At 41.5% G+C, this 22406-nt stretch carries 21 protein-coding genes; 8 read left to right on the top strand and 13 right to left on the bottom strand.

Going from position 1 to position 22406, the window contains the following annotated elements:
• Window positions 1–133: 133 nt before the first annotated feature.
• Together ACM0OX_RS10565 and ACM0OX_RS10570 are read left to right on the top strand one after the other, a co-directional pair.
• The gene (locus ACM0OX_RS10565) at window positions 134–763 is read left to right on the top strand and encodes a hypothetical protein (RefSeq protein WP_414514832.1); all 630 of its coding nucleotides are present in this window, start codon (window positions 134–136) and stop codon (window positions 761–763) included.
• Window positions 764–1194: 431 nt separating this feature from the next.
• Window positions 1195–1611 (top strand): hypothetical protein, encoded by a 417-nt coding sequence (locus ACM0OX_RS10570; protein WP_414514833.1) that lies wholly within the window; start codon window positions 1195–1197, stop codon window positions 1609–1611.
• Window positions 1612–2241: 630 nt separating this feature from the next.
• On the opposite strand, the gene ACM0OX_RS10575 is transcribed toward ACM0OX_RS10570, so the two are convergent.
• The 3 genes from ACM0OX_RS10575 to ACM0OX_RS10585 form a co-directional block, all read right to left on the bottom strand.
• A complete protein-coding gene (locus ACM0OX_RS10575; RefSeq protein WP_414514834.1) occupies window positions 2242–2943 on the bottom strand; it encodes a hypothetical protein in 702 nt (233 codons plus the stop codon).
• Window positions 2944–3203: 260 nt separating this feature from the next.
• On the bottom strand, window positions 3204–3971 hold the full coding sequence (locus ACM0OX_RS10580) for a phosphatase PAP2 family protein (RefSeq protein ID WP_414514835.1): 768 nt from the start codon (window positions 3969–3971) through the stop codon (window positions 3204–3206).
• Window positions 3972–4006: 35 nt separating this feature from the next.
• Entirely contained in the window at window positions 4007–5248 is a 1242-nt protein-coding gene (locus ACM0OX_RS10585; protein WP_414514836.1) for a hypothetical protein, read from the bottom strand.
• A gap of 94 nt (window positions 5249–5342) precedes the next feature.
• On the opposite strand from ACM0OX_RS10585, the gene ACM0OX_RS10590 reads away from it, so the two are divergent.
• Window positions 5343–5537 (top strand): hypothetical protein, encoded by a 195-nt coding sequence (locus tag ACM0OX_RS10590; RefSeq protein WP_414514837.1) that lies wholly within the window; start codon window positions 5343–5345, stop codon window positions 5535–5537.
• Between the two features lie 150 nt (window positions 5538–5687).
• Here ACM0OX_RS10590 and ACM0OX_RS10595 read toward each other — a convergent pair whose 3' ends face one another.
• The 4 genes from ACM0OX_RS10595 to ACM0OX_RS10610 all read right to left on the bottom strand — a co-directional run bounded on the left by ACM0OX_RS10595 (window position 5688) and on the right by ACM0OX_RS10610 (window position 8894).
• Entirely contained in the window at window positions 5688–6422 is a 735-nt protein-coding gene (locus ACM0OX_RS10595) for a glutathione peroxidase (protein WP_414514838.1), read from the bottom strand.
• A gap of 77 nt (window positions 6423–6499) precedes the next feature.
• The gene (locus ACM0OX_RS10600) at window positions 6500–7429 is read right to left on the bottom strand and encodes an alpha/beta fold hydrolase (RefSeq protein ID WP_414514839.1); all 930 of its coding nucleotides are present in this window, start codon (window positions 7427–7429) and stop codon (window positions 6500–6502) included.
• A 22-nt stretch (window positions 7430–7451) separates the two neighbouring features.
• A complete protein-coding gene (locus ACM0OX_RS10605) occupies window positions 7452–8276 on the bottom strand; it encodes an SDR family oxidoreductase (RefSeq protein WP_414514840.1) in 825 nt (274 codons plus the stop codon).
• A 132-nt stretch (window positions 8277–8408) separates the two neighbouring features.
• Complete coding sequence (locus ACM0OX_RS10610; protein ID WP_414514841.1) at window positions 8409–8894, bottom strand: glutathione peroxidase; 486 nt, start codon at window positions 8892–8894, stop codon at window positions 8409–8411.
• Between the two features lie 265 nt (window positions 8895–9159).
• Here ACM0OX_RS10610 and ACM0OX_RS10615 point away from each other — a divergent pair, with 265 nt between their 5' ends.
• The 3 genes from ACM0OX_RS10615 (at window position 9160) to ACM0OX_RS10625 (ending at window position 12248) form a co-directional block, all read left to right on the top strand.
• Entirely contained in the window at window positions 9160–9522 is a 363-nt protein-coding gene (locus ACM0OX_RS10615) for a hypothetical protein (protein WP_414514842.1), read from the top strand.
• A gap of 491 nt (window positions 9523–10013) precedes the next feature.
• Entirely contained in the window at window positions 10014–11567 is a 1554-nt protein-coding gene (locus tag ACM0OX_RS10620) for an ammonium transporter (protein WP_414514843.1), read from the top strand.
• Window positions 11568–11792: 225 nt separating this feature from the next.
• Entirely contained in the window at window positions 11793–12248 is a 456-nt protein-coding gene (locus tag ACM0OX_RS10625; protein ID WP_414514844.1) for a DUF2141 domain-containing protein, read from the top strand.
• 169 nt (window positions 12249–12417) lie between these two features.
• On the opposite strand, the gene ACM0OX_RS10630 is transcribed toward ACM0OX_RS10625, so the two are convergent.
• Window positions 12418–13578 carry a peptidoglycan-binding protein gene (locus ACM0OX_RS10630; protein WP_414514845.1) on the bottom strand — a complete coding sequence of 387 codons (1161 nt, stop codon included), beginning with the start codon at window positions 13576–13578 and terminating at the stop codon, window positions 12418–12420.
• 316 nt (window positions 13579–13894) lie between these two features.
• Window positions 13895–14962: a DMT family transporter gene (locus ACM0OX_RS10635; protein ID WP_414514846.1), complete on the bottom strand. Its 1068-nt coding sequence runs from the start codon at window positions 14960–14962 to the stop codon at window positions 13895–13897.
• Window positions 14963–15093: 131 nt separating this feature from the next.
• On the opposite strand from ACM0OX_RS10635, the gene ACM0OX_RS10640 reads away from it, so the two are divergent.
• Both ACM0OX_RS10640 and ACM0OX_RS10645 read left to right on the top strand, forming a co-directional pair.
• Complete coding sequence (locus tag ACM0OX_RS10640; RefSeq protein WP_414514847.1) at window positions 15094–15264, top strand: hypothetical protein; 171 nt, start codon at window positions 15094–15096, stop codon at window positions 15262–15264.
• 5 nt (window positions 15265–15269) lie between these two features.
• On the top strand, window positions 15270–16175 hold the full coding sequence (locus ACM0OX_RS10645; protein ID WP_414514848.1) for an amino acid ABC transporter substrate-binding protein: 906 nt from the start codon (window positions 15270–15272) through the stop codon (window positions 16173–16175).
• Between the two features lie 310 nt (window positions 16176–16485).
• Here the strand turns inward: ACM0OX_RS10645 and ACM0OX_RS10650 are convergent, their stop codons facing one another.
• The 4 genes from ACM0OX_RS10650 to ACM0OX_RS10665 form a co-directional block, all read right to left on the bottom strand.
• The gene (locus ACM0OX_RS10650; RefSeq protein ID WP_414514849.1) at window positions 16486–17607 is read right to left on the bottom strand and encodes an ABC transporter permease; all 1122 of its coding nucleotides are present in this window, start codon (window positions 17605–17607) and stop codon (window positions 16486–16488) included.
• A 39-nt stretch (window positions 17608–17646) separates the two neighbouring features.
• Window positions 17647–18753, bottom strand: a complete 1107-nt coding sequence (locus ACM0OX_RS10655; RefSeq protein WP_414514850.1) for an ABC transporter permease — start codon at window positions 18751–18753, stop codon at window positions 17647–17649.
• 140 nt (window positions 18754–18893) lie between these two features.
• On the bottom strand, window positions 18894–20885 hold the full coding sequence (locus tag ACM0OX_RS10660; protein WP_414514851.1) for an ATP-binding cassette domain-containing protein: 1992 nt from the start codon (window positions 20883–20885) through the stop codon (window positions 18894–18896).
• The gene (locus ACM0OX_RS10665) at window positions 20882–22366 is read right to left on the bottom strand and encodes an HlyD family secretion protein (protein ID WP_414514852.1); all 1485 of its coding nucleotides are present in this window, start codon (window positions 22364–22366) and stop codon (window positions 20882–20884) included. Before ACM0OX_RS10665 ends, ACM0OX_RS10660 begins: the two co-directional genes overlap by 4 nt.
• Window positions 22367–22406 lie beyond the last annotated feature (40 nt).

Here is a 22406-nt window from a genome sequence, read left to right on the forward strand (position 1 = left end):
TTTGGCGTTGCTGAAGATGTCTAATGAACTGTTCGATCTACTGATTAAGAAGAATTTACAAACATCAATTCGCAAATGCACATTTAGAGGATGATATAAAATGTCCTCTTCCTTGTCATAACTCAGGAGTTTTATGACGATCAAATCTTCAAATTTATTTTTAGCGGTAGCACTGGCGATCGCTTCTTTGAGTTTTCCCGTATCCGTCAAAGCCGATACCGTGAATGCCCGTTGCGATGTATTCCCAAAAGGAGAAGACCGCGCTACATCCTCTGGTTCCTGTACCTTTTCCCAACGGCAGGGTGCGGTTAGCATTCAACTGGAAAATGGTCGTAGCTATGACCTGCTCCCTTCGGGTAATCGACCCGGCAATTATCGCGATCGAAATGGTGATGCTGCCTATCGACAATCTGGACTTGGCGATCGAGGACAGATTTATCGTCTCGCCAATGAGTCGATTTTTGTCTATTGGGATACATCTGCCAATCGACAAGACTCAGGTAACAGAAATGATAGGGTTGCTGCTGGGCGTCAGCCTGAAGCGGGTACTACCGTCTCTCGGTTGCGCGATTTAGTGGGGGCAAGGGCAGGACAGGCAGAAAACGCAGTGAAAAAACGGGGCTATCGATGGGTCAAGAGTGATGATTCGGGCTACAGCTACTGGCTAGAAGGCAAAACCAACTACTGTGTAACAATCCAAACAGACCAAGGACGCTACCAATCGATCGTTTACACGGGGGGTTCAGGAGATTGTCAGAAGTAGTTGCTATCTGGAAAAACAATCCAATTTAGAGACTTGTAGAAAATAAATTATCCCATTTCACGAACGTTAAAACGACTTTCTTTCCCCCTGCCCTCAAAGCGATGGAATATTTTTTAATTGAAAGTCCCTTAGAGGGAACTGAGAGGATGTATTAAAAGGTAGCTGAGAAAGCTGAAACCCGCATTCCTTGTTTAAGGCACAATCGGCCGAAAACTTTAGCGATGCCTGCGGCGGGCGTAGCCATTGCTAAATAATGCGTTAAGGGACTTCCAAGTAAAAAAATATTCAATCGCAGAGGGACAAGGAAGACAAGGGGGACAAGGAAGAAAGAAGTCTAGTTGAGTAGACAAATTGGATAATTTATTTTTTGGAGTTCCCTAAGACAAGGCTAGTTAAGGTTTAATTTGTCAACATTTAGGCGAACAAAAATCATGAAACTGACAACATTACTTGTTACCACTGTTTTATCTTTAGCATCAATTACTGCGACTTTTCCAGTGAAAGCAAATATAACTAATAAACGAGTGCAAGGAATTAATGATGTTTCTGTAACCTCAAATCCTTCTGTTATAAATCAGTTAAGTCAACCTTATATCATCGCTAGAACTAATTGGGTGAGGCTATCTGGAGGACGAGCGAGAAGAATTAACCTACGTACAAGACCAACTATCAATTCATCTACTAAGGGTTACGGTTTAGGTAGCGATCGCGTCCAAAACTTGCAATGCGTTCAAGATAAAGATAGACGTGGTAGTAAGCTTAACTGGTGTCAAGTTAAATTCCCGAAATCGGGAGTAATTGGTTGGATTCGTAGCGACAACATTATTTTCAGCGATGGTGGCGAATAAAATCGATGTCTTGATTTAGAGAGTCTCAACCTGGATTTCTCACAAGTGAGAAATCCAGGGAGTGTGGGGAGAGAGGAGAAGCACTTTCTTCACGCCCTCCCACACTCCCACCCCTGCCACATCTTCCCACACTCTTATAAGAAATTCGGGTCAAGTTAGCCAGCATTGAGGATTCAGCTCGTTACTGACATCTTTACTTTGCGAGAAATCCGGGACTAGACAATCAAAACTAGAAAATTTATCATCGCAATTAATCCTATGCAGCGCGATCAAATATGACACATGACGCAAAAGCTTCTTATCTCTAACTTCCAGTGGCACTTCGCGATCGCCTTACCAATTCTGATTCGTTATTTTCCTGAATAATCGCGATACATTTTTAACATGAAGCTTCAAAATTTGCTTTTAGCAGTCACAACCGCGATCGCTTCATTTGGTTTCTCTGTAGCCGCGAAAGCAGAGATGGTAGAGGCGAATTGTGTCTAAAGCTAATGTCAAAGACCGCGATCAATTCTAGATGATGCGTTATTCGCCGCATTCCCAAATACAGTTACCGCATCTCTACCGCCATTGGCAAAAGTCAGGATGAACTGGCCTTACTTATTGGGACTTAGACAAAAAGTAGCCAGACTAGAAACGAGTTCTGCCACTGCTCCAGTCGCCTGAATCGCAAGTACCACGGAAATCCTCAATCCCATTAATGGCAATCCGTCCACTGCGTCGATCGATCTCAACACGCGGATGATTTAGCCCATTCACCCGGTATTTCCCCGTGATTTGCTCAGGTGTTACACGGAGATCGTTGAGGTTCCACCATCCATTAGTACCGCCTGAATTAATTGGCGGGATGAGCCTTCCGCCCAGATGAATTTTTCCCTGCATATTACGAATCTCGACTTGAACCTCGGAATCGAACTCGTTTGTCGAAGACTCTACACGATTTTGCGGTTCATAGCGATGACGACGTGAGTTCCATTCATAGCTGTTGCGGCTTTCAATACTTGGTTTGCGACCTTCACCGTAGCAGATTAAGGTCAGTCTTTGCCGCATTGAGTCGTCACTGTTGCGCTCAGGTGCGCCTTGCTCCCGGAGATAGGTATCGATCGCAGTTTGAGCTTTACCAATTTCTCTTGAACTACAGGAACGACCATTTTGAACTAGCTCCCCTTGAGGGCTAAAAAGGACAGTGCAACCGCTTCCTCGTGTCATCCCCGTCACACTTAAATTACCATTGTCTACAGTATCGATTATCGCTTGAGCATTCACAGAACTCGCGACCATAAGCGTGAGTAAACCCAGCGCGATCGGCGTTAAAGCCCGCAATGTTTTCATTGTTATGTTGATTGTTGTTTTAAATAGATATGAATTATTGGATAACTCTATCACCAAGAGGTTAAATGGTAAAGTCAGTAGACCGAAAAGTATCGCAATCAGCAGCAGGAGAATTTTATTATTTCTGCGCTTTTTGTTTTTCAACGTCAACTATAAATGTTTGACAATCTATTTTTGACGGTAAATCAATCGTCTGACTGAGTTAAACCAATTTCAAAGTCCCTCTCCGTTGGGAGAGGGATTTAGGGTGAGGGCTGATATTACTCCTCATTTATCAACTTTATTTCTTCAGGGAGTAAGGTAGTTTCATCTTTAGGACGTTCGCCATCTACGGATTTGGCTATAGTTATATACGGTTTGATAATCAGACTGACACCAATTGTCCAACCTAATGCAACCATCCAACCTGCGAGAATATCACTAGGAAAATGAACCCCTAGATAGAGACGACACCACGCGATCGCGATGATGTATAAGCTGCCGAATATGAGAACCAACCAGCGCCAAGAGGTAGCCCAAGTTAAAAATAACAAAATTGCTACCAGTGTTACACTCGTCATCGCATGAGCGCTGGGAAATGCAAAACTAGACTCAGGCGCAATGGACTCCCACAATTGTGGACGCACTCGATGCATTAATTGCTTTGCTGTGCGGTTGATGATGACGCTTCCTGCTGAGGCGGTGAGTAAATAAGCTAGCGATCGCCAGCGTTTTTGAAGTAATAATATTAGTGCGATCGCACCCAAAATCAGCATCGCCGTCCCAGGCAACCCAATTGTAGCTAGGGTGACAGCTAAAACATCTAACTGTGGGTTTTCTGTAGAATGAACTGCTAACAGAATCGGTACATCCCACGGAAAGCCCGCTTGATTCTCCCATATCCTCACTGTCAGGATTTCAAAAATCTGTAAAGGTAAATAGACTCCGATCAAAAGGAGTAAGAGCGATCGCCAACGAGCAATCAACAGGTTTTTGAGAAAATCAAGCGGCGATTGACTCTCTTTATTGATTTGTTTCTCTTTTTCCATGTCTAAATTTAAAAGGCGATCGATGACTTCACGAATTACAAACTACTGGAAACTTGAGAAGTTCCACAATGTTTACAGTACGACAAATGCTTATAAGTAAGATTATGACAGTTATGGCATTCAATATACTGATAATAACCGCAGTGTGGGCAGTAAGTATCAAGATGTCGAATTTTCTTGGCACAATTGACACATCTTGATTTTTGAACTCTGCTAGCTGCTTGGACTTTAGCGTTAAAGACAAATTTTTGAAAAAACTGGATGATTCCAAAACCAATAACTGGAATCAGCAAGATATAAACATAATTTATCAGGAAAAGTAAACCACCAAAAATGGCGCTAACTATATCAAATAAAAATTTAAATATTGCACCTATTTGCAGAAATTCAAATATTTTAACGATTAATGGGATAAAAAAGATAACTAGCAAATGCCAGCTAATTAGCGAGACGAGTCCATATCCTCTTCTTTCGGCAAATTTCTGAACTAATAAAGCAATGAGAATTAGTGGTAAAAGAAAGAGAGACTGAAAACCAAGCTGAATACTGGGATACCAAAATGATGCTTGATGATAGCCTTTGTCAACTTCTTGGAATCGGTTGTCATCTTTAATAAATGTTATAAAACTAATGCTTTCAGGTTTGGCAAGCAGTTCATTTTTCAGAGTAGAAATTTCTTGTTTCAGAGTAGAAACTTGACGATTATTTTCTTCTAATGTCTGTTTAGCTTTTTCAGCACTGACTTGATTAATTGATTGTTCGCGACCTTGACCGGCAATTTTTTCTAATAGCGTTGAGTCATACTGAGATTGAATAGTGCTATTGGTTTGTTCAAGCCTACTGGTTTTCGCTTGTTTTTGAGCGATATTTCTAATGATTTGCTGCTTTTCAGGATTGTTAATCTTATCTTTGTAATCGGCATATTGCAAGCACGTTTGAGAAACCTTACCCAGATGTCCTGTTTCGGCTTGTTGATAGTTTCGCCGAAAACTATATTGATTGTTTGTGTAAGAAGACAATGAAAGGCTAACAATTTCATAGTCTTTATCTTTAGTGGTTTTCGCCCGGTAATTTTGCCACTCTGAATAACATGGATAAGCTTCAGTCGGACTGATATGCCATCTACTAATATCATCGAGTCCGGTAAAAACATTAATCAAGATAAAAATATCAATTATAATAATGACAATTAAACTGACTTTATTTAGTGGTTCGTTGTTGATTGTTCTTGTTCTGCTGAAAAATTGGCTCAAAAGACGACGAATTCTGGTAAACATATTGTATTTTAAATAAATGTAAATTCAATCCGCATCAATTTTATCCGATCGTTAGTGAATAGCTGGATAAAAATACATCTACCCATCTGAAGATTTGTTAAATGCTGACGAAAAACAAAATCCCCGACAACTTTTACGAAGTCGGGAATCTGTGGCTTTCAATTCTCACAAATCAGGCTGCGGTCAAAAATATCATAACTTTCACCTGAAGTTGACACAATTGATGGCTGTGCAACTCTACTTAATACCGCTCGGTTTAAAAATATTCGTAGGTTGGGTTGAGCAATAGCGAAACCCAACAAACCCTACTAAATGTTGGGTTTCGTTCCTCAAACGCCACTTGCTTTAAGCCGGGGAACCCGTCCAACGCAGTGGCTCCCCAACCTACAAATTTCTTTTTTTAGGCAAAACCTATGCAGTATTGCAACCCTACTCAACCCTATTTAGCGGCGAAGTAGGCTTCTAATGCCTCAGAACCACCAATTAATTTACCATCGATAAATACTTGGGGAACTGTTGTCGCACCTGCAACTGCTTTTAGCGATCGTGTGGTGATATCCTTACCCAGGGTAATTTCTTCGTAGTTGATGCCATGTTCCTTGAGCATTGCCTTAGCACGGGCACAGAAGGGACAACCCACTTTTGCAAACAGGGAAACTACTTCGGGCTTTACTGCTTGGGGGTTGATGTATCTGAGCATTGTCTCAGCATCCGATACCTTAAAGGGATCTCCAGGCTCCTCTGGTTCAATAAACATTTGGTTAATTACACCATCTCTCACCAGCATAGAATAGCGCCACGATCGCTTCCCAAACCCCAGGTCTGATTTATCTACCAATAGACCCATGCCTTCAGTAAATTCACCATTGCCATCAGGAATTAGTGTGATATTTTCTGCCTCTTGATCCTTTGCCCATTCGTTCATCACAAAGGCATCATTAACAGAAATACAGATAATGTCATCGACACCATTTTGTTTGAAAACCGGAGCCAATTCGTTGTATCCAGGGAGATGAGTGGATGAACAAGTCGGAGTATAAGCACCCGGTAAAGAGAAGACTACTACTGTCTTATTAGCAAATAGCTCATCGGTTGTCACATCTACCCACTGGTTGTCCTTGCGAGTATGAAAAGTGACATTGGGTACTCTTTGTCCTCGATGATTGGGTAACATAATTTTGCTTGCCTTTAGTAATCAATTCCAGTCATAACCTATCATGGGAGAGCTGGTACAATGTAACTATCAATCGTCTAAGAAACTTCATTCATGAATGGAGCGATCGCTGCTACAAATTCAGTGGTTGATTCATAGGGTAAAACATTACGCCCATTTATTTTTACACCTCGACTTTCAGGCAAACAAGCAAGATAGTGAGCCAAGCGTTCATCTGGCGTTTCTTTTTTATTGTCTTGGCTAATACTCGATGCAGTTTCGCCCATAACTGCTAATGTTGGTTGCTGAATCGAGGCTATAAAACTAGTATAATCATCTCGCCAAAACCCTGCTAAAAAAGAAAACACTGCATGGCGACTAGCAAGATTTTCTGCACCTGCAAGCAATGTATTTAACCACTCTGCATCCACAGCAGTTTCAGAAGCAAAAAGTTGGCGAATCGAAAAAGAACGTAAAAATTTTGGGGTGCGTGCATACTGATAAAAAGCACTACCAAAAGGCGAATCTAACACATTCCAAAGGAATTTCTCCTGCCATTCTGGTGGTTTAGTTGTCATCAAAGCCCACGTTGGCGGCCCAGAAAGTACCAGTCCGGCAATTAAGTTTGATTCCTTTTGGACTAGTTGGATAGCAACTGGCAATAAAGCACCTTGTACTACTAGAATAACAGGTTCCTGGACTACTTTTTGTAAAAAGGATTGCAACTGTTCTGCCCAATCACTAGGAGTGTAAGCTATACGGGGCATTTCACTTTCACCACATCCTAGCAAATCAGGGTTGTAAATTAAATTACGCTGACCTGTACTATACCACTCGCGACAAAATCGCTGCCAAAATCGCCGCGACAATCCTACGCCAATTGGATGAATTAACAGTAAGGGAATGCCCTCAGATGTTGTATTAATTGGTTGATGAACTTCGTAGGCACAACGATAATTCTGCCAACTGTAAAACTGGCTAGGAGATGCTGTCAAATTGGTTGTGTTAGCTACAGCAGATGGTTGCATAATTCCTAGTTTTTAATACTTGCTAAAAAATCATCTGTGGATGAATCAACTCGTATCCAGCTTCTTTGAGCTTTTCATTCGATACCCAAGCATTATATGGGCGAGTACTCTTAATAGATGTATCCCATTCTACTTTGGGTAAATTATGTTTTTCAAATAAGCTATTTAGCAAGTCTCGGCTGGTGAGATGTGCATCATCTACCAGATTGTAAATTCCTTGCAAACGACGGTGACGGGCAAATTCTATCGCACCAACAATATCATCTAGATGAACCCAATTTGTGGTATCTTCACCATTGCCCGGACGGGTTGTACCAGAATATCTACCAAATATTTTCAACAGTTCTCTACCAGTTCCATAAATCCCTCCTAAGCGGAAGATACAAACACGGAGATTTTCGCTAGATGCTGATAGCAACACCTCTTCTGTTTTTCGGAGAATTTGGGCATTTAAATTAGGAGGTGCAAGCGGTGTTTCTTCATCTACCCATACACCATTCCTGTCACCATATACTGCATAACTACCTGTGTATATTAATTGTTTTACACTCTTAATCTGTTGTAAGCACGAAACTAAAGTTTGGGCAGTTTGTAGATAAGCTTCTTCATAAAGTTCTCTACTTTTTGGCCCAACACTCAAAAGTACAACATCTTGATTATGCAAAACTGATTTTAGACCATCTATGTCATTACCACAGGTAACTACAACTCTTTGAGATACTGATTGTAGGGCAGGGACACGCTCAGGCGAAGTTGTGGTTACACTGACAACAAAATTCATCTCTTGCTGCCAATATTGAGCAACTTTATAACCAACATAACCACAACCAATGATTGCAACGTTCATGACAAATTAGACACAAATAAATTAAACTACTCATTGAGACGATTTTCTCAATTAATTCTCTGGAAGTAAATAATTTTAACAGTCCAGAGCTAACAGTCAATCATTAATAGTACTGAACTTTTTACCTAATGACTATTTCGCTAATTCTTTCTCAATTATGGCAATTATTTCTGGTGAATTTGGCTGGACACTACTATTAAATCGAGCGACCACTTCACCTTGCTTATTAACTAAAAATTTTTCAAAGTTCCAAGCAACAGCTCCCGTTGGCTCAACAGCTTTAGTAAGTCGCTCATAAAGTGGATGTTGCTGTGAACCTTTGGCATGAACTTTATCAAATAGTTCAAAGGTAACACCATATTTACTCGTGCAGAATTGCACAATTTCTTCATTGCTTCCTGGTTCTTGCGCACCAAAATCGTTACAAGGAAACCCTAAAATACGTAAACCTGCTTCTCCATACTTTTGGTTCAACTTTTCTAACCCCTCGTATTGAGAAGTATAACCGCAGAAGGAAGCCACATTTACAATTAAGAGTACCTTATCGGTGTAGTCGTTGAATTGCTTATTTTCACCGTTGATGGTCTTGATTGCAATATCCGAAATTGTGTTATTCATCTGAAATCTGATTGATAGGGAATATTGCCAAGTCTCCCATATTACAGGTACTGTAAACTCGGTTTTTTTAAGGAAATTAGGTTTGTTAGCCTTGTTGTAACAATTCGATGTGAGTCATGTAGTTGGAAAACGCTGCATCTTGTATAAATAGCTCGACCAAGCTACTATCTCAGGACAAGTGTGGGAAATCTGCGTTGCTTTTAATACAAAACTTTGAGTGTAGTGATGAAATGCCATACCTTTAAAGTCATAAAGAATTAACTCTTTGTATAAAAAATTAACAACATCCAGAATTATACGATTTTATAATATCGGAAAATACTTAGCGAGATCAACGATAATTTTTCAATATACCCGCACAGGTAAATGTAATTTAGTTTATTCTCTCAATGGTTCGCTCGCAGGATTAGTGGCAATCACAGCTCCTTGTGCCTACGCTGCACCTTGGGCTTCAGTTTTGATTGGGTTAACGGGTGGAATTTTGGTCACTCTGGGAATGGATTTAATTGAGTCACTCCACATTGATGACCCCGTGAGGGCATTTGCCGTATACGGTATCAATGGCATGATGGGTACTCTCTCAGTTGGCTTCTTAGGTCAAGCAGAACTGCGTGTCAGTATGGCCTGATGTTTATCCGCTCGGGCAATTGATTGCAGAAGAAGACAAAAATCGTACTAATACTCCAGAAGTCGGTGTTCTCGATAGTGAATAGACCCAATAATCACACTTTTAGCTTAAAAAAGCCATTTTATGGTAGTCAATATATATTTCACAAATTCTTTGCCACTTTCTACCGGATTTTTTATTGACATTATTCAAGACAATTTTGAGCAATTTATCGGCAATTTTTTTTCCAAGATTAAAGATTAAGTGAAGAAGACTTGACTATTTTAGAAAATACATCATAAATTTCTTAGGAAGAACTATAAAAAATATTTACAGATGTGCCAATAGTTTCTTAAACTCCTACTAAGGTTATTTGAGTTTCTGGTTTTTAAACAAGTGGTCTAAAGGAAAAATATCAAAAACCACGGGATCTAACTTCGGACAACAGTTTTTTCTGATTAACCTGTTTTTTCCTTTTTTTAAGGATGATTTAGAGGATGATGCTCAAATTCATGTACAAACAAAAATCGAAAACAAAAAAGAGGCATTCGTCTGCAAGAAATTACGTTATCAACCCACAATCCAACTCTAAAGTCAAGCTATTTAATCTAATTAAGCGACTTTCTCCTAGTTGGCAAGCTTGTTTACCTATCGCTTGTCTGATTGTGTTGGGTTGGGGTTATGCCGCAGTTGCCCAAACTCCAGCCGCAGCGCCAACGACAGCAGAACTCAAAATCGCTATTGACACCCTATGGGTAGCGATCGCTGCTTTTTTAGTGTTCTTCATGAACGCTGGTTTTGGGATGTTAGAAACTGGCTTCTGTCGCCAGAAAAACGCTGTCAATGTTCTTTCCAAAAACTTGATTGTATTTGCTCTGTCTACCGTTGCCTTTTGGTCAATCGGTTTTGCCTTAATGTTCGGTGATGGCAATGACTTCATTGGATTGAATGGGTTTTTCTTAAAAGGAGTAGATAACAGTCCCGCCACAGCAGACGCTTATAAAGGTGTCTTCAGTGCCATTAATTGGGCTGGTGTACCTTTAGCAGCCAAGTTTTTATTCCAGCTAGTGTTTGCTGGAACAGCTGCAACAATCGTTTCTGGTGCAGTAGCCGAACGGATTAAGTTTGCTGACTTCCTAATTTTCAGCCTCTTACTTGTAGGTATTGCCTATCCCATTACCGGACATTGGATTTGGGGTGGTGGTTGGCTAGCAGATAGAGGCTTTTGGGATTTTGCCGGTTCTACGGTGGTTCACTCTGTAGGTGGCTGGGCAGCTTTGATGGGAGCAGCATTTCTTGGCCCCCGTCTTGGGAAATATCAAGACAAGCAAGTTGTAGCAATGCCCGGTCACAACATGAGTATTGCTACGTTGGGCTGTTTGATCCTGTGGTTGGGCTGGTTTGGTTTCAACCCTGGTTCTGTAATGGCTGCCGATCCTGGTGCGATCAGTCATATTGCTCTAACCACTAACATGGCTGCTGCTGCCGGTGGAATTGCCGCCACCATCACAGCTTGGTTGTACTTAGGTAAACCAGACCTGTCAATGATTATCAATGGTATTTTGGCTGGCTTGGTTGGGATTACAGCATCTTGTGCTTACGTAGGTATCGTTAGTTCTTTAGTAATTGGCTTCATCGCTGGAGTACTGGTAGTTTTTTCTGTAACATTCTTTGACAAACTTGGCATTGATGACCCAGTGGGAGCTACCTCAGTTCACTTAGTTTGTGGTATCTGGGGAACCTTAGCAGTTGGTCTATGGTCTGTTGGCCCTGGTGTTTTTACCTGGTATACACTTGGCCCAGAAAAAGGTTTATTTTCAGGTGGTGGCTTTGGACAGTTTGGTGTTCAGTTGCTGGGCGTTGTCTCAGTAGGTGGCTTCACTGTTTTACTCAGTAGTATTTTTTGGTTGGCACTAAAAGCGACTTTAGGTATTAGAGTATCCAAAGAAGAGGAATTAGAAGGTTTGGATATCGGCGAACACGGTATGGAAGCCTACAGTGGATTTCTCAAAGAAGGTGATGCAACTGGATTTTCTGATGAACAAGGCTCAATTGGGAGACTTTAGGGGAAATATTTCTTTGGTTCATCCTCTGGCATATTCTTAAATATCAGCTATCAAGACACCATTAGTCGATTGAACTGATTCCGCAAAATTCTCTATCCAAGCGGGGAAAAGTAGGGGGTATAGAACCTCCTACTTTTTGTCTGATTAGTGCTTTATCAAGAAAGGCAGGAGGCCTCCTGCCTCCTTCAATAATTTAGCGATCGCATTTTACCTTGTGAAAATTTTATGCTTAAAGGCTTAAGAGTTAGTATGCTGCTATTTGCAGTGATGGGAAGTTTAGCATGGTCATTTAGTGCCAAAGCAAATTTTAACGGCAAACTCACCGTGGAAATTGATGGCTTGAAGAATAAAAAAGGACAAGTCTGTGCCAGTATATTTGCTAGCAGTGAAGGATTTCCTAGCGATCGCGATCGCGTCTTACAAAAGCAGTGTACTAAGATTACTGAAAATCCCTTACCAATTACCTTTGATAACTTGAAAGCAGGTAGTTACGCCGTTGCTGTCTTCCACGACCAAAATAATGACCGCACTCTCAATAGCAATATTTTTGGTATACCAAGCGAAGGTTTTGGGTTTTCCAGCAACCCAGAAATTCGCACAAGAGCGCCCAAATTTAGCGAAGCAGCATTTTTAGTGGCAGGGCCAGATACCAATATCCAAATCCAGTTGAAATACTTTTAAGCTGACAACAGATTCAGCTTGGTACACTGCCAATACTTATCGGGTTTTGGGGAAAAGGGGAAGAAAAAACCTTTAACCCAAACCCAGTACTCTTTTCCCAAAACCTGATTCCTAATTAAAAATGCACAAAGCGAGAAGTATTGGGTACACTACCAATCGTCTATGGTTGTCAATCACGATCGGCATCTTCCTGTAGACTCTGTTGCTCCGGCAAGTCACGTATTCGTATTCGATTCATCTGGGTTAGAGCATATCGTGCTGTTGCTTGCACATCGGGATCTGGGTCTTCTAGCGCATGGTGCAACATCTGACTCATTTGACCCATCATGTCATAAACGCGCGTCAGGTCACGGATCGCATTTTGCCGCACTTGTGGACTTTCATCTTGAATTGAAATTGCTAAAGCACGGTTCATTGGTTTGAGTGTGCGGATGCCAATTTCTGACAAAGCTGCCAAAATTAAGCTCCTTTCTTGAGAATCAGCATCAATTATCAGGTCAACCAGATGTTGAATTGCCCGCGAATCTCCCTGCTGACCCAAATCCCAAATAGCCTTGCGCCGCTTGGTTGGGTCAGAACTGCGTAAATCTTGAATTAATTCCTCCACGATATTGAGTTTAGCAAGACGGGAAGTTTTTTCTGGTAACAGTAATTGTGTGGAAAATGGTGGTGGAGGCGTTTGGAGAATAGTGACAGTCTCCAGTAAAGGTGGTGTAATCGGTTCTTTGTTAGCTTCACTCAAACTTTTAGGCTCTGATATTTCGGAGTTTTGCACTTGCTTTACCTTCTGAAACGACCTCAGCAGATAAAAAAGTGCGCCAGTACATCCTAGAACTCCAATGGTAAATAGTAACCACCAGGCAAAACCTCTCTCAGGTGCTTGGGGATTTGCAGAAGTCGGAGCAATAGAGGTAACTATTGAAGAGGTAACTTTTGGAGGAGTAACTATTGGAGAAGTGAAAAACTGTTTTTTAGGTGCTACAGCTGCTTGCAGTTTCTCCTGAGTCGCCGGGCCAGCAATCCCATCTAATTTTAAACCCTTTACTTTCTGGAATTTAGCTACAGCAATTTCCGTACTGGCGTTATATTGTCCATCTACCACGCCCCTGTAGTACCCCAACTGCTTTAATTGGGTTTGTAGTCTCTGCACATCTGATTTTCGACTTCCATATCTCAAAACAGCCAGACTAGGAGTAACTGTCGAACTAGCTTGTGCAAGTTCTAGAATTTTAGGTGCTAGGTTAAGTGTCGCTGCGCTTGAGCGATTCGGGTACAAACCCACGCAAGAAAAACAGGTAAATATCAGAATTGAGGAACGGCATAGCCTCATATTGCAAGTTTCAGCCTGAAGGTGCTTTTCAAATCTTCGATACCACAATAGCTTCTAAACGACCAAATGTTAACTGTCATTTTTAATTGGGAATTGGGAATTGGGAAAAGGAGGCAGTGTTTCGACTACGCTCAACAACCAGGCAGAAGTTCTTTAATTTTAAATTTTAAATTTTGTTAGCGCAGCGTAAAGCCTTCTCTACGAGAGGCTGCGCCAACGGCATGGCTTCGCTTAGAGCGAGTCTGCGAGCGTCATTTTTAATTGATTATCTCCCTCATCCCTTACTTAATTACTAATTAAGAATTATTTTAACAAGTTAGGGTAAAATTTCTGGTTTAGATTCTCTAACTGCTAGGCTGATGGGGTTCAATTTTTTAGCAGATGCTTCTAAAACTGGTTGCTGTATATTAGCTATCTCGCCGACAGTAACTTTGTCGTTTTGTCCTCCTAAAGTATCGCGTTGGTTAATGAGATAGATACTAATTAAAGTGAGAAATACTCCTACCCACTGCAACGGACTGAGGACTTCTGAGAGGAAGAGATTGCCGAATAGTAGCGCAAAGACGGGTGTTAGGAAGGTGAGAGAACTAAGACTCGTGAGACTGCCACTAGAAGCAAAGTAGAAGAATAACCCATAAGCGATCGCACTGCCAAATACGGTAGCATAACCCAAGGCCATGAAATCAGATCCTCCCAGATTTTCCCACTGCTGGGATTCAACAACTGATGAAACTCCCCATAGTGGCAATCCGCCCAAAATCATGTGCCATCCTGTGGCGCTTACAGGGTCAGCATGTCGGCACACAAACCGAATCAACACTGTTCCTACTGCCATTGATAGTGCTGCTAACAGCATTAACCACTCGCCACTAGCAAACAAATCTTGCCAGTTGCCGATTGTCATATTTGCGCCTGAGTCGGAAAAATGTAAAATCCACTCATCAGGTAAGCCAATTAAACTAATGCCTGTGACTCCCAAGCCTAGCCCCAGCCATCCCCAAAAACCAATGTGTTCTTGGAATAGCCACAACGACAGCAAGGCAACAGCCAAAGGTTGCGAGTCAATCATCACAGACCCCAACCCTGCACTAGTTCTGACTAATCCCTCTGCTAAAAAACCTTGAAACAGCGTCCCATCTACTAGGGCAAATAAGGTAATCCACAGCCATGCAGCCCAACCCTTCGGCTGGGGTTTACCCATGAATGCTGCTGCAATCAGAATTAACATCCCTGCTGGTATCAGACGCACACCTGCCATGAATAGCGGTGTGGTATGGGGTATGACTCCTTTCATGGCTACCATTGCCGTCCCCCATAGGAAAAAGGGGGCGATTAACAACAAGGGGGCGAAGGGAAGTCGAGATGCACTGAGTTTCAGTTGCATGGGTTTGCTGATGCCTTTCTTTGTTTAACAAGCGCAAAAATTGCTTTACCCAATTTTACCGAATTATGTAGTTTTGCGTAGACATCGCCTTTGGCGGGTGCTTTGCACCATCGTCGCGTAGCGTCTTGGAGATGGTGAAACTCTCCAGCCTGAGCCTACAAAAGTCAAAAGAATTATATTCCAAGCTCTTGCGCCGTTTGAAATGGTATGTTTATTTACGCCAAGCTGTACTAGTGCGATCGCTTGTACCAGAAATACGCTGTAAATCAGATTTGATTTTTGAAAAAATCACCTACTCTTAAAGCTTATGTATGAAAAAATTGCTATTCCTATTTTAAGTCTCATGTTTGCAACGCTCATGTCTAATGTGGTAGCTGCTGAGACTGTAATGAAAAAAGTCGCCAGAACAGGAGTATTAACAGCTGGTACTAGTAGAGATGCGCTACCTTTTGCCTATGTGGATGGTCAAGGAAAGTTAAATGGCTATTCTGTAGACATGCTGAATTTGATTAAAGAGCAATTAGAAAAAGAAACAGGAAAAAAAATTAAATTGCAATTAGTTGGTCTTAGCCCATCTGAGCGGATTCCTAAAATAGTTAATCAAGAAGTTGATATTGTATGTGATGCTAGTAGTTTTACATGGAAGCGAGATAAAAAAGTAGATTTTTCTGTCAGCTACGGTGCGACTGGAACCCAATTATTAGTTAAGAAAGGAAGTAATCTAGGTTCTCCTGAATCACTTATTGGTAAGCGAATTGGTGTGCTGGCAGGAACCACAAATGAGCAGGCGATCGCTCGTGTACAACCCAAAGCTAAACTGGTATATTTTAAAACTAGGGCAGAGGGATACACAGCTTTGCAGCAAGATACTATTGATGCTTTTTCATCCGATAGCATTCTTTTAGAGGGATGGCTGCAACAGCAAAAAAATCCAGATGCTTTTGCGATCGTACCCGATCGCCCCTATTCACGAGAAGGTATCGCTTGCATGGTGCCAGAAAATAACTCTAAATTCTTGGATACAGTCAACTATTCTCTGGTTAAGTTCATGCAAGGATTCGTCAATGGGAATCAGCGATATGTCACTATTTTTGACCGTTGGTTTGGGCCTCAAGGCTCTGTAGCGCTCAATCGAGATTTACGCGATTTGGTAGTGGAAACTATGCAATTGGTCATAGAATTTCGTGAGGAAATTCCTAAAAATGACCTGTGATATCATGTCCAGTTAAAGGTAAGAATTCAGGAGTCAGAATTCAGAATTCAGAATTCAGAATAGTTAAAGAATCAGGAGAACATTTGATGAATAAATATACCAATCATTCTAGATTCCCGATCAATTCTGGCTCCTGACTCACCTCGGCTATGCTCGGCGACCACCTGGGTGCTGAATTCTTATAGCTAAAGACTTATCATTAAGACCACAGAGGTGCAGATGGTAGCGGTTTTTGGGCTTTCTGCATAGATTTGGGAATCATAAGTATTAGCCGGACATGATATAATCCATTTTCAAGTTAGCCTGTCTTTTAGCTTAATTGACTGCGAAACTTACTAATGCTAATAGTTAATAACACAACAGCAAAAGCGACTAAAGCCAAAACATTCATCCACAGTACATCTAAGCCAACACCTTTGAGCAAAATACCTCGAACGATCGCAATGTAATGGCGTAGGGGATTGAGTAAAGATAAGGCTTGAAACAAAGGTGGCATGGCTTCAATGGGTGCGATCGCTCCAGAAGTTTGTACCATTGGTAAATTAATAAAGAAAGCTGTCAAAACTACCTGTTGTTGCGAATTACTCACAGTTGCCAACAGAATACCCAAACTAATGCCTACAAATACATACATACTTGATAGAGCCAAAAATAGCAGAAAATTACCTCGAAATGGTACATGAAATATGACTGTTGCTAAAGTAATAGCTAATAAAACATCGCCCATTAATAAAAATGCTAAAGGGACAATTTTTGATAGTAATATTTGCCAGTTAGCAGCCGGAGTCATTAATAATTGTTCTAAAGTTCCGGTATCTTTTTCTCGGACAACTGTAATTGCTGATACTAATGTGCCAATTAATGTTAAAACTAAACCCATCACTCCTGGGACAAAAAACCAACTACTTGTCAGTCCAGGATTGTAAAGAAATACAACTTCAGGTGCAACTGGGGGATTTACTTTACCTTGGGTTAATTGTAGATTATATTGCTGGATAATTTGATTCATATAATTTCCGGCAATCCCGGCTGTATTGGCATTTACAGCATCAATAAATACTTGAATTTCTGCTGATTTTTGTGCCAGTTGACGCGGAAAATCGGGAGGAATTACTACCCCGACATCTAATTTTCCTTCTTCTACCTGACGACTCAATGCTTTTTCACTCCTTGGTACAGATTCTAAAGTGAAAATTCGATTTGATGTCATGGCTGAAACTAACTCCCGACTAGCACTGACGTTAGCATAGTCAATGACACCTAATCGTAAGTTATGAACGTCGGGATTGAGGATGAAGCCATACAGTAATAATTGGACTGTTGGCGGGACAACTAACAAAACAATTAACTGTTTATTACGGAGAATTTGATTAATCTCTTTCCGCACTAATGCCCAAAATGGACTATCAAATAATCGCTGAATAAGTTTCATAAAATTCCTTTTTATTGAACCGCAGAGAAGCCAGAGAGATTAATTTGATAATTGCATTCGGCTTAAAACTCGGCGTGATACGTTGAAAAACACTAATCCCAAAGCTGCAAGCATGAGTAAATCAAACCAAACTCCGCCAAATCCTGTACCACGCACGAAGGCATCACGAGTGATATCGATGTAATAACGCGCCGGAATTATGTTAGGTAGTAGTGATAAAGGGAAAGGAATATTATTGAGGGGATAAATAAAACCTGAGAGTAATAAGGATGTGATAAAACCTACAAGAGAAACGCCTTGGACAGCAGCATTTTGGTTACTACTACGGACTCCTAAAAGCAATCCGAAAAAAACGCTATCTGTCAGAAATAGTAAAGTACCAATTACTAATGTTATGGGGTTGCCAACTATGCCAACTTGGAAAATAATTGAGCCTAATACCATAACTAATAATGCCTCGGCAATGGCAATTAACAGGTATGCTAATCCTTTCCCAAGTAATAATTCAGTGGCACTAATACTAGAAGCGTAGACCTGTAAAATTGTCCCTTTTTCCTTTTCTCGTACCATTGCGATCGCAGAGAGCAATGAAGGAAAAATCCACAGTACAACTCCGTAAGTTCCTGGCACAATATACAATGATTCTAATCTTCCAGGATTAAACCATAGACGCATTCGTGCTGTAATACTATTAGTAGTAGGTAGCAGCCCATGCTCTTGCATAAAAAAGTTTGTCACTCTCTGAATACTATTTCTAATTACACGGGCATTGTTAACATCAGTAGCATCGATTAATACTTGCACATTTGTACTTCTACTTGCTTGAATATCACGGCTAAATTCTGGCGGAATAATTACTGCGACTTTGGCAATTCCCTTATCTATAGCATCCCGTGTGGGATTGCCACCAGACCATTGTTTTGGTACAAATTGATTGGTGGCATAGAGTCTTTCAATATAGCTGTTGCTTAGGTTTGTACGGTTGAAATCTTGCACAATTAAGGGAATATCTTTACTCTCTAATCTAATGGCAAAGCCAAAAATTATTAAAGTGATGAATGGTAATAAAAATGCTAGTGCCAACGTCAGGCGATCGCGGCGAAATTGAGCTATTTCTTTTACACATTGAGCAATAATTCGTTTCATATATATTAAGTACGGCTTTGGCAAAAATTAGAGTTTTTTTAAACGCATTCGCCCTTGGCGTTCCCGAAGGGTAGGAACGCGGAGGTTAGCGCAGAGTAACGCAGAGGTTTTTGGAGAATAATTTGCTGCATACTCCTTTTCTATTTTTGCGATCGCTGTACTATACCAATAAAGGCATCTTCTAAAGAAAAAGGAATTGGACGTAAAGAATTGATGGTAATTTGATGAGATTTTAAAAGTTGAGTTAGTTGATTTATTTCCTGTTCGGGACGATCGAGAACAACGTGTAAACTATCAGCGAAAATCGAGACGCGCCAAGACTCAAAGTGTTGTTTTAGTATTTTAGAAGCTACTTGGTTTTGATTAACAATAATTTCTATTAGTTGTCCCGGTTGCGATGCTTTGACAGAACTGGGTGAACCTTCGGCAACGGTTTCTCCTGCAACCATAAAACTCATGCGGTTGCACTGTTCAGTTTCTTCTAGATAGTGCGTTGTCACTAAAATAGCTGTACCGTTGCGAGCAAAGTCATTAATCAGCTTCCAAAACTGGCGACGCGCCAACGGATCTACTCCTGATGTTGGTTCGTCTAAAAATAAAATATCTGGTTCGTGCATCACGCAAGCACCGAAAGCAACTCGCTGTTTCCAACCACCTGGTAGCTGCCCAGTAATCATATTTGCTTGTCCTTCTAAGCCACAGGTAGCAATTACCCAATCAATTTTTTCCCGTCGAAGTTTGCGAGGTACACCGTAAACTCCGCTATAAAATTCGAGATTTTGCAGAATAGTTAAATCGTCGTAAAGGGTGAATTTTTGACTCATATAACCAATGCGTCGTCGTAAGTCTGCACTCCGCAAATTTCCGGTTTCACCACCCAAGGAAATTTCACCACCGCTTGCTTCTAGTAATCCACACAGCATCTTAATTGTGGTGGTTTTGCCAGCACCATTAGCACCTAACAACCCAAAGATTTCGCCGTAACGCACTTCGACGTTGACATCTTTAACGGCTTGAAACTTGCCAAAAACACGGCTGAGGTTGCGAGCATATATGGCTAAAGCTGAGTCCTGAGTATTAAATACTCCCTCTGCCCCTCTGCTCCCCTGCTCCCCTGCTCCCCTCTTCCGATAACGAGGAAATGGAAAAAACTGCGGCACGGAACCTTGTTGGCGCAGCCGCGTGACAAAGACATTTTCTAATGTGGGTTCGCCATACTCGATACTGGGAGAAGGTAACTGATGTTGTTGCAGAAGTTCGCGGACTTGGGTTTCGCCAGAATTTATATCTTCAACGAGGACATCCAAGCGATCGCCAAAAGTTTGCACATCTACTATATTTGTCTGAGTAGCTTGGGAAAGTATTTCTTCTGCCGCTTCCAGGTTGGCTGTTCGCACTTCCAAGCGATGCAAGCCTAAGTTAGCCCGTAACTCTTTGGGTGTGCCAATTTCATGAATTTGCCCACTGTACATCAAAGCCACGCGGTGACAGCGTTCAGCTTCGTCTAAATATGGTGTCGCAACTACAATTGTCATCCCCTCGGCTGACAATTCCCCCAGCACATCCCAAAACTCCCGCCGGGAAACTGGATCGACACCCGTGGTAGGTTCATCTAGTAACAATACCTCTGGTTGCGAAACCAAAGCACAACACAGCGCCAGTTTTTGTTTCATCCCACCAGAAAGTTGTCCCACTAAGCGATCGCCAAATCGCTCTAAATTCATTAATTTTAAATATTTATCGCGGCGTTTCTGTAACAAATTATCTGCTACTTGCCGCAACCCTGCTGCATAACGCAAGTTTTCATCAATACTCAAATCCAAATACAGCGAAAACTGTTGAGTAAGATAACCTGTGATTAATCGGGCATCTCGTGCAGGTTGATTAAATATTTGTACCTCTCCCGCCGTTGCTTCCATCACACCGCCCAAAATGTGAAATGTACTAGTTTTCCCCGCACCATCAGGGCCAATTAATCCAAACATTTCACCTTTGTGGATACTCAAATCAATTCCTCGCACAGCAGCTAAGTTGCCATAGTGCTTGTGCAAATCGCGAACTTCAATTGCTGTGGTTGGCAGATTAGATGATGAGGGTAAGTTTCGAGAGAAAGTAGTAATTTGCTGTTTCATTCCCTTCTACCTCCTGCCGCCGCTCCCTGCGAGACGCTGCGCGTAGCTTGCTTCTCTGTAAGAGTACGCGGACTCGCTACCACTGCGCTATCCTGCCCCCCTGCCCCTCTGCTCCCCTGCTCCCCTGCCTTCAAACTAATTTCGGCATCTGCTGGCATCCCCATTTTGGCGCAGGGTAAATCTGATTCACTATAAGGTTTTTCGGGGTTAAAGCAGCTATCAGGATTTTGAACTTTGATCCGAATTCCTACTACTTGTCTGACTCGATCTTTTTGAAAGTAAATATTTTCTGGTGTAAATGAAGCTTGCGGATCGATCGCAATGACTTTACCTTCTAATGGTTTCCCCGGTGCAGAATCAATGAAGATTTTTGTTGTTTGTCCTAGACGCACTCTGCCAATATCACCTTCGGGAATAAAACCTCTAAAATACACTGTTTTGGGGTCAACAATTGTCAAAATATTAGTCTGACTGCTAACTATTGCACCTGGTTCGACATTACGGGCTGTAACTACTCCATCTAAAGGACTAACTACATTTAAATCTTTTTTGGAGTCTGCAATCTGGGTGAGAATTTGCTGATTTGATGCTTGGGCATCTTTGACTTTGGCACGGGCAGAGTTGACTTTTGCCTGTGCAGATTTAAGTTGAGCATAACTTTGCTGCTGCTTTCTGACTAATGCTGTTAACTGGGCGTTGCGAATGTCAGGATTGAAACCTGTAGTTTTAACTTGAGTTAACGCTCCTGACGTAGCCTGTAATTGCTGGCGTTCGGCATTAACTGCTGCCTGTCGTGCTTCTAGGGTTGCGATCGCAGTATCTAGAGTAGTTTGGGCTTGATCGAATTGTTGTTGATTTACCGCCCCTTCTTTTACCAATTGGGCATAGCGATCGCGGTTGATTTTTGCTAAATTAACTTCTGCTGCTGCCTGTTTAACTTGCGCTTGTGCTTGCACTAATGTGGCTTTGGCTGCTGCAACATTTGCTTGTGCTTGCTCAATTCTTCCTTGGGTATCTCCTTGAGACTGCTGCAAATTAAGTTTAGCTTCGTTAATTTGGCTGTTAATTTCTTGAATTTCTCTACTGACTCGCTCTACATCTGAAACTGCTTGCTGTTCATCATATCTAGCAGATGTCACTCTCGCTTGACTACCAAGCAATTGTTGTTGCAGCAATCGATCGTCTGTGTCGTCTAACTTAATTAACTCTTGCCCCTTTTTAACTGCTGCCCCTTCCCGCACGGCAATTGTTTCAATTCTTCCAGAACGCTTGATCCCAATCTCGGTTTCATAACCCTCAATCCGTCCACTAACTTGCAGTATATTTGCTGATACTTGCGGTTGAGAGCGCCACACCGCGTAGCCAATGCCACCAGCCACTAACAGCACCCCGATCGTTAAAAGGATCGGTTTCTTGCGGTTTTTCTGCTTTGATACTGCATCTTTGAGATTTTCCGGGGATGTTGGGATAGTCTGAGTCATGGTATCACCCTGGATTTTGAAAAATATTTTGTAAATTGAA

The sequence above is a fragment of the Nostoc sp. PCC 9305 genome (assembly GCF_963920915.1).
In the GTDB taxonomy this organism is placed as follows: domain Bacteria; phylum Cyanobacteriota; class Cyanobacteriia; order Cyanobacteriales; family Nostocaceae; genus Nostoc.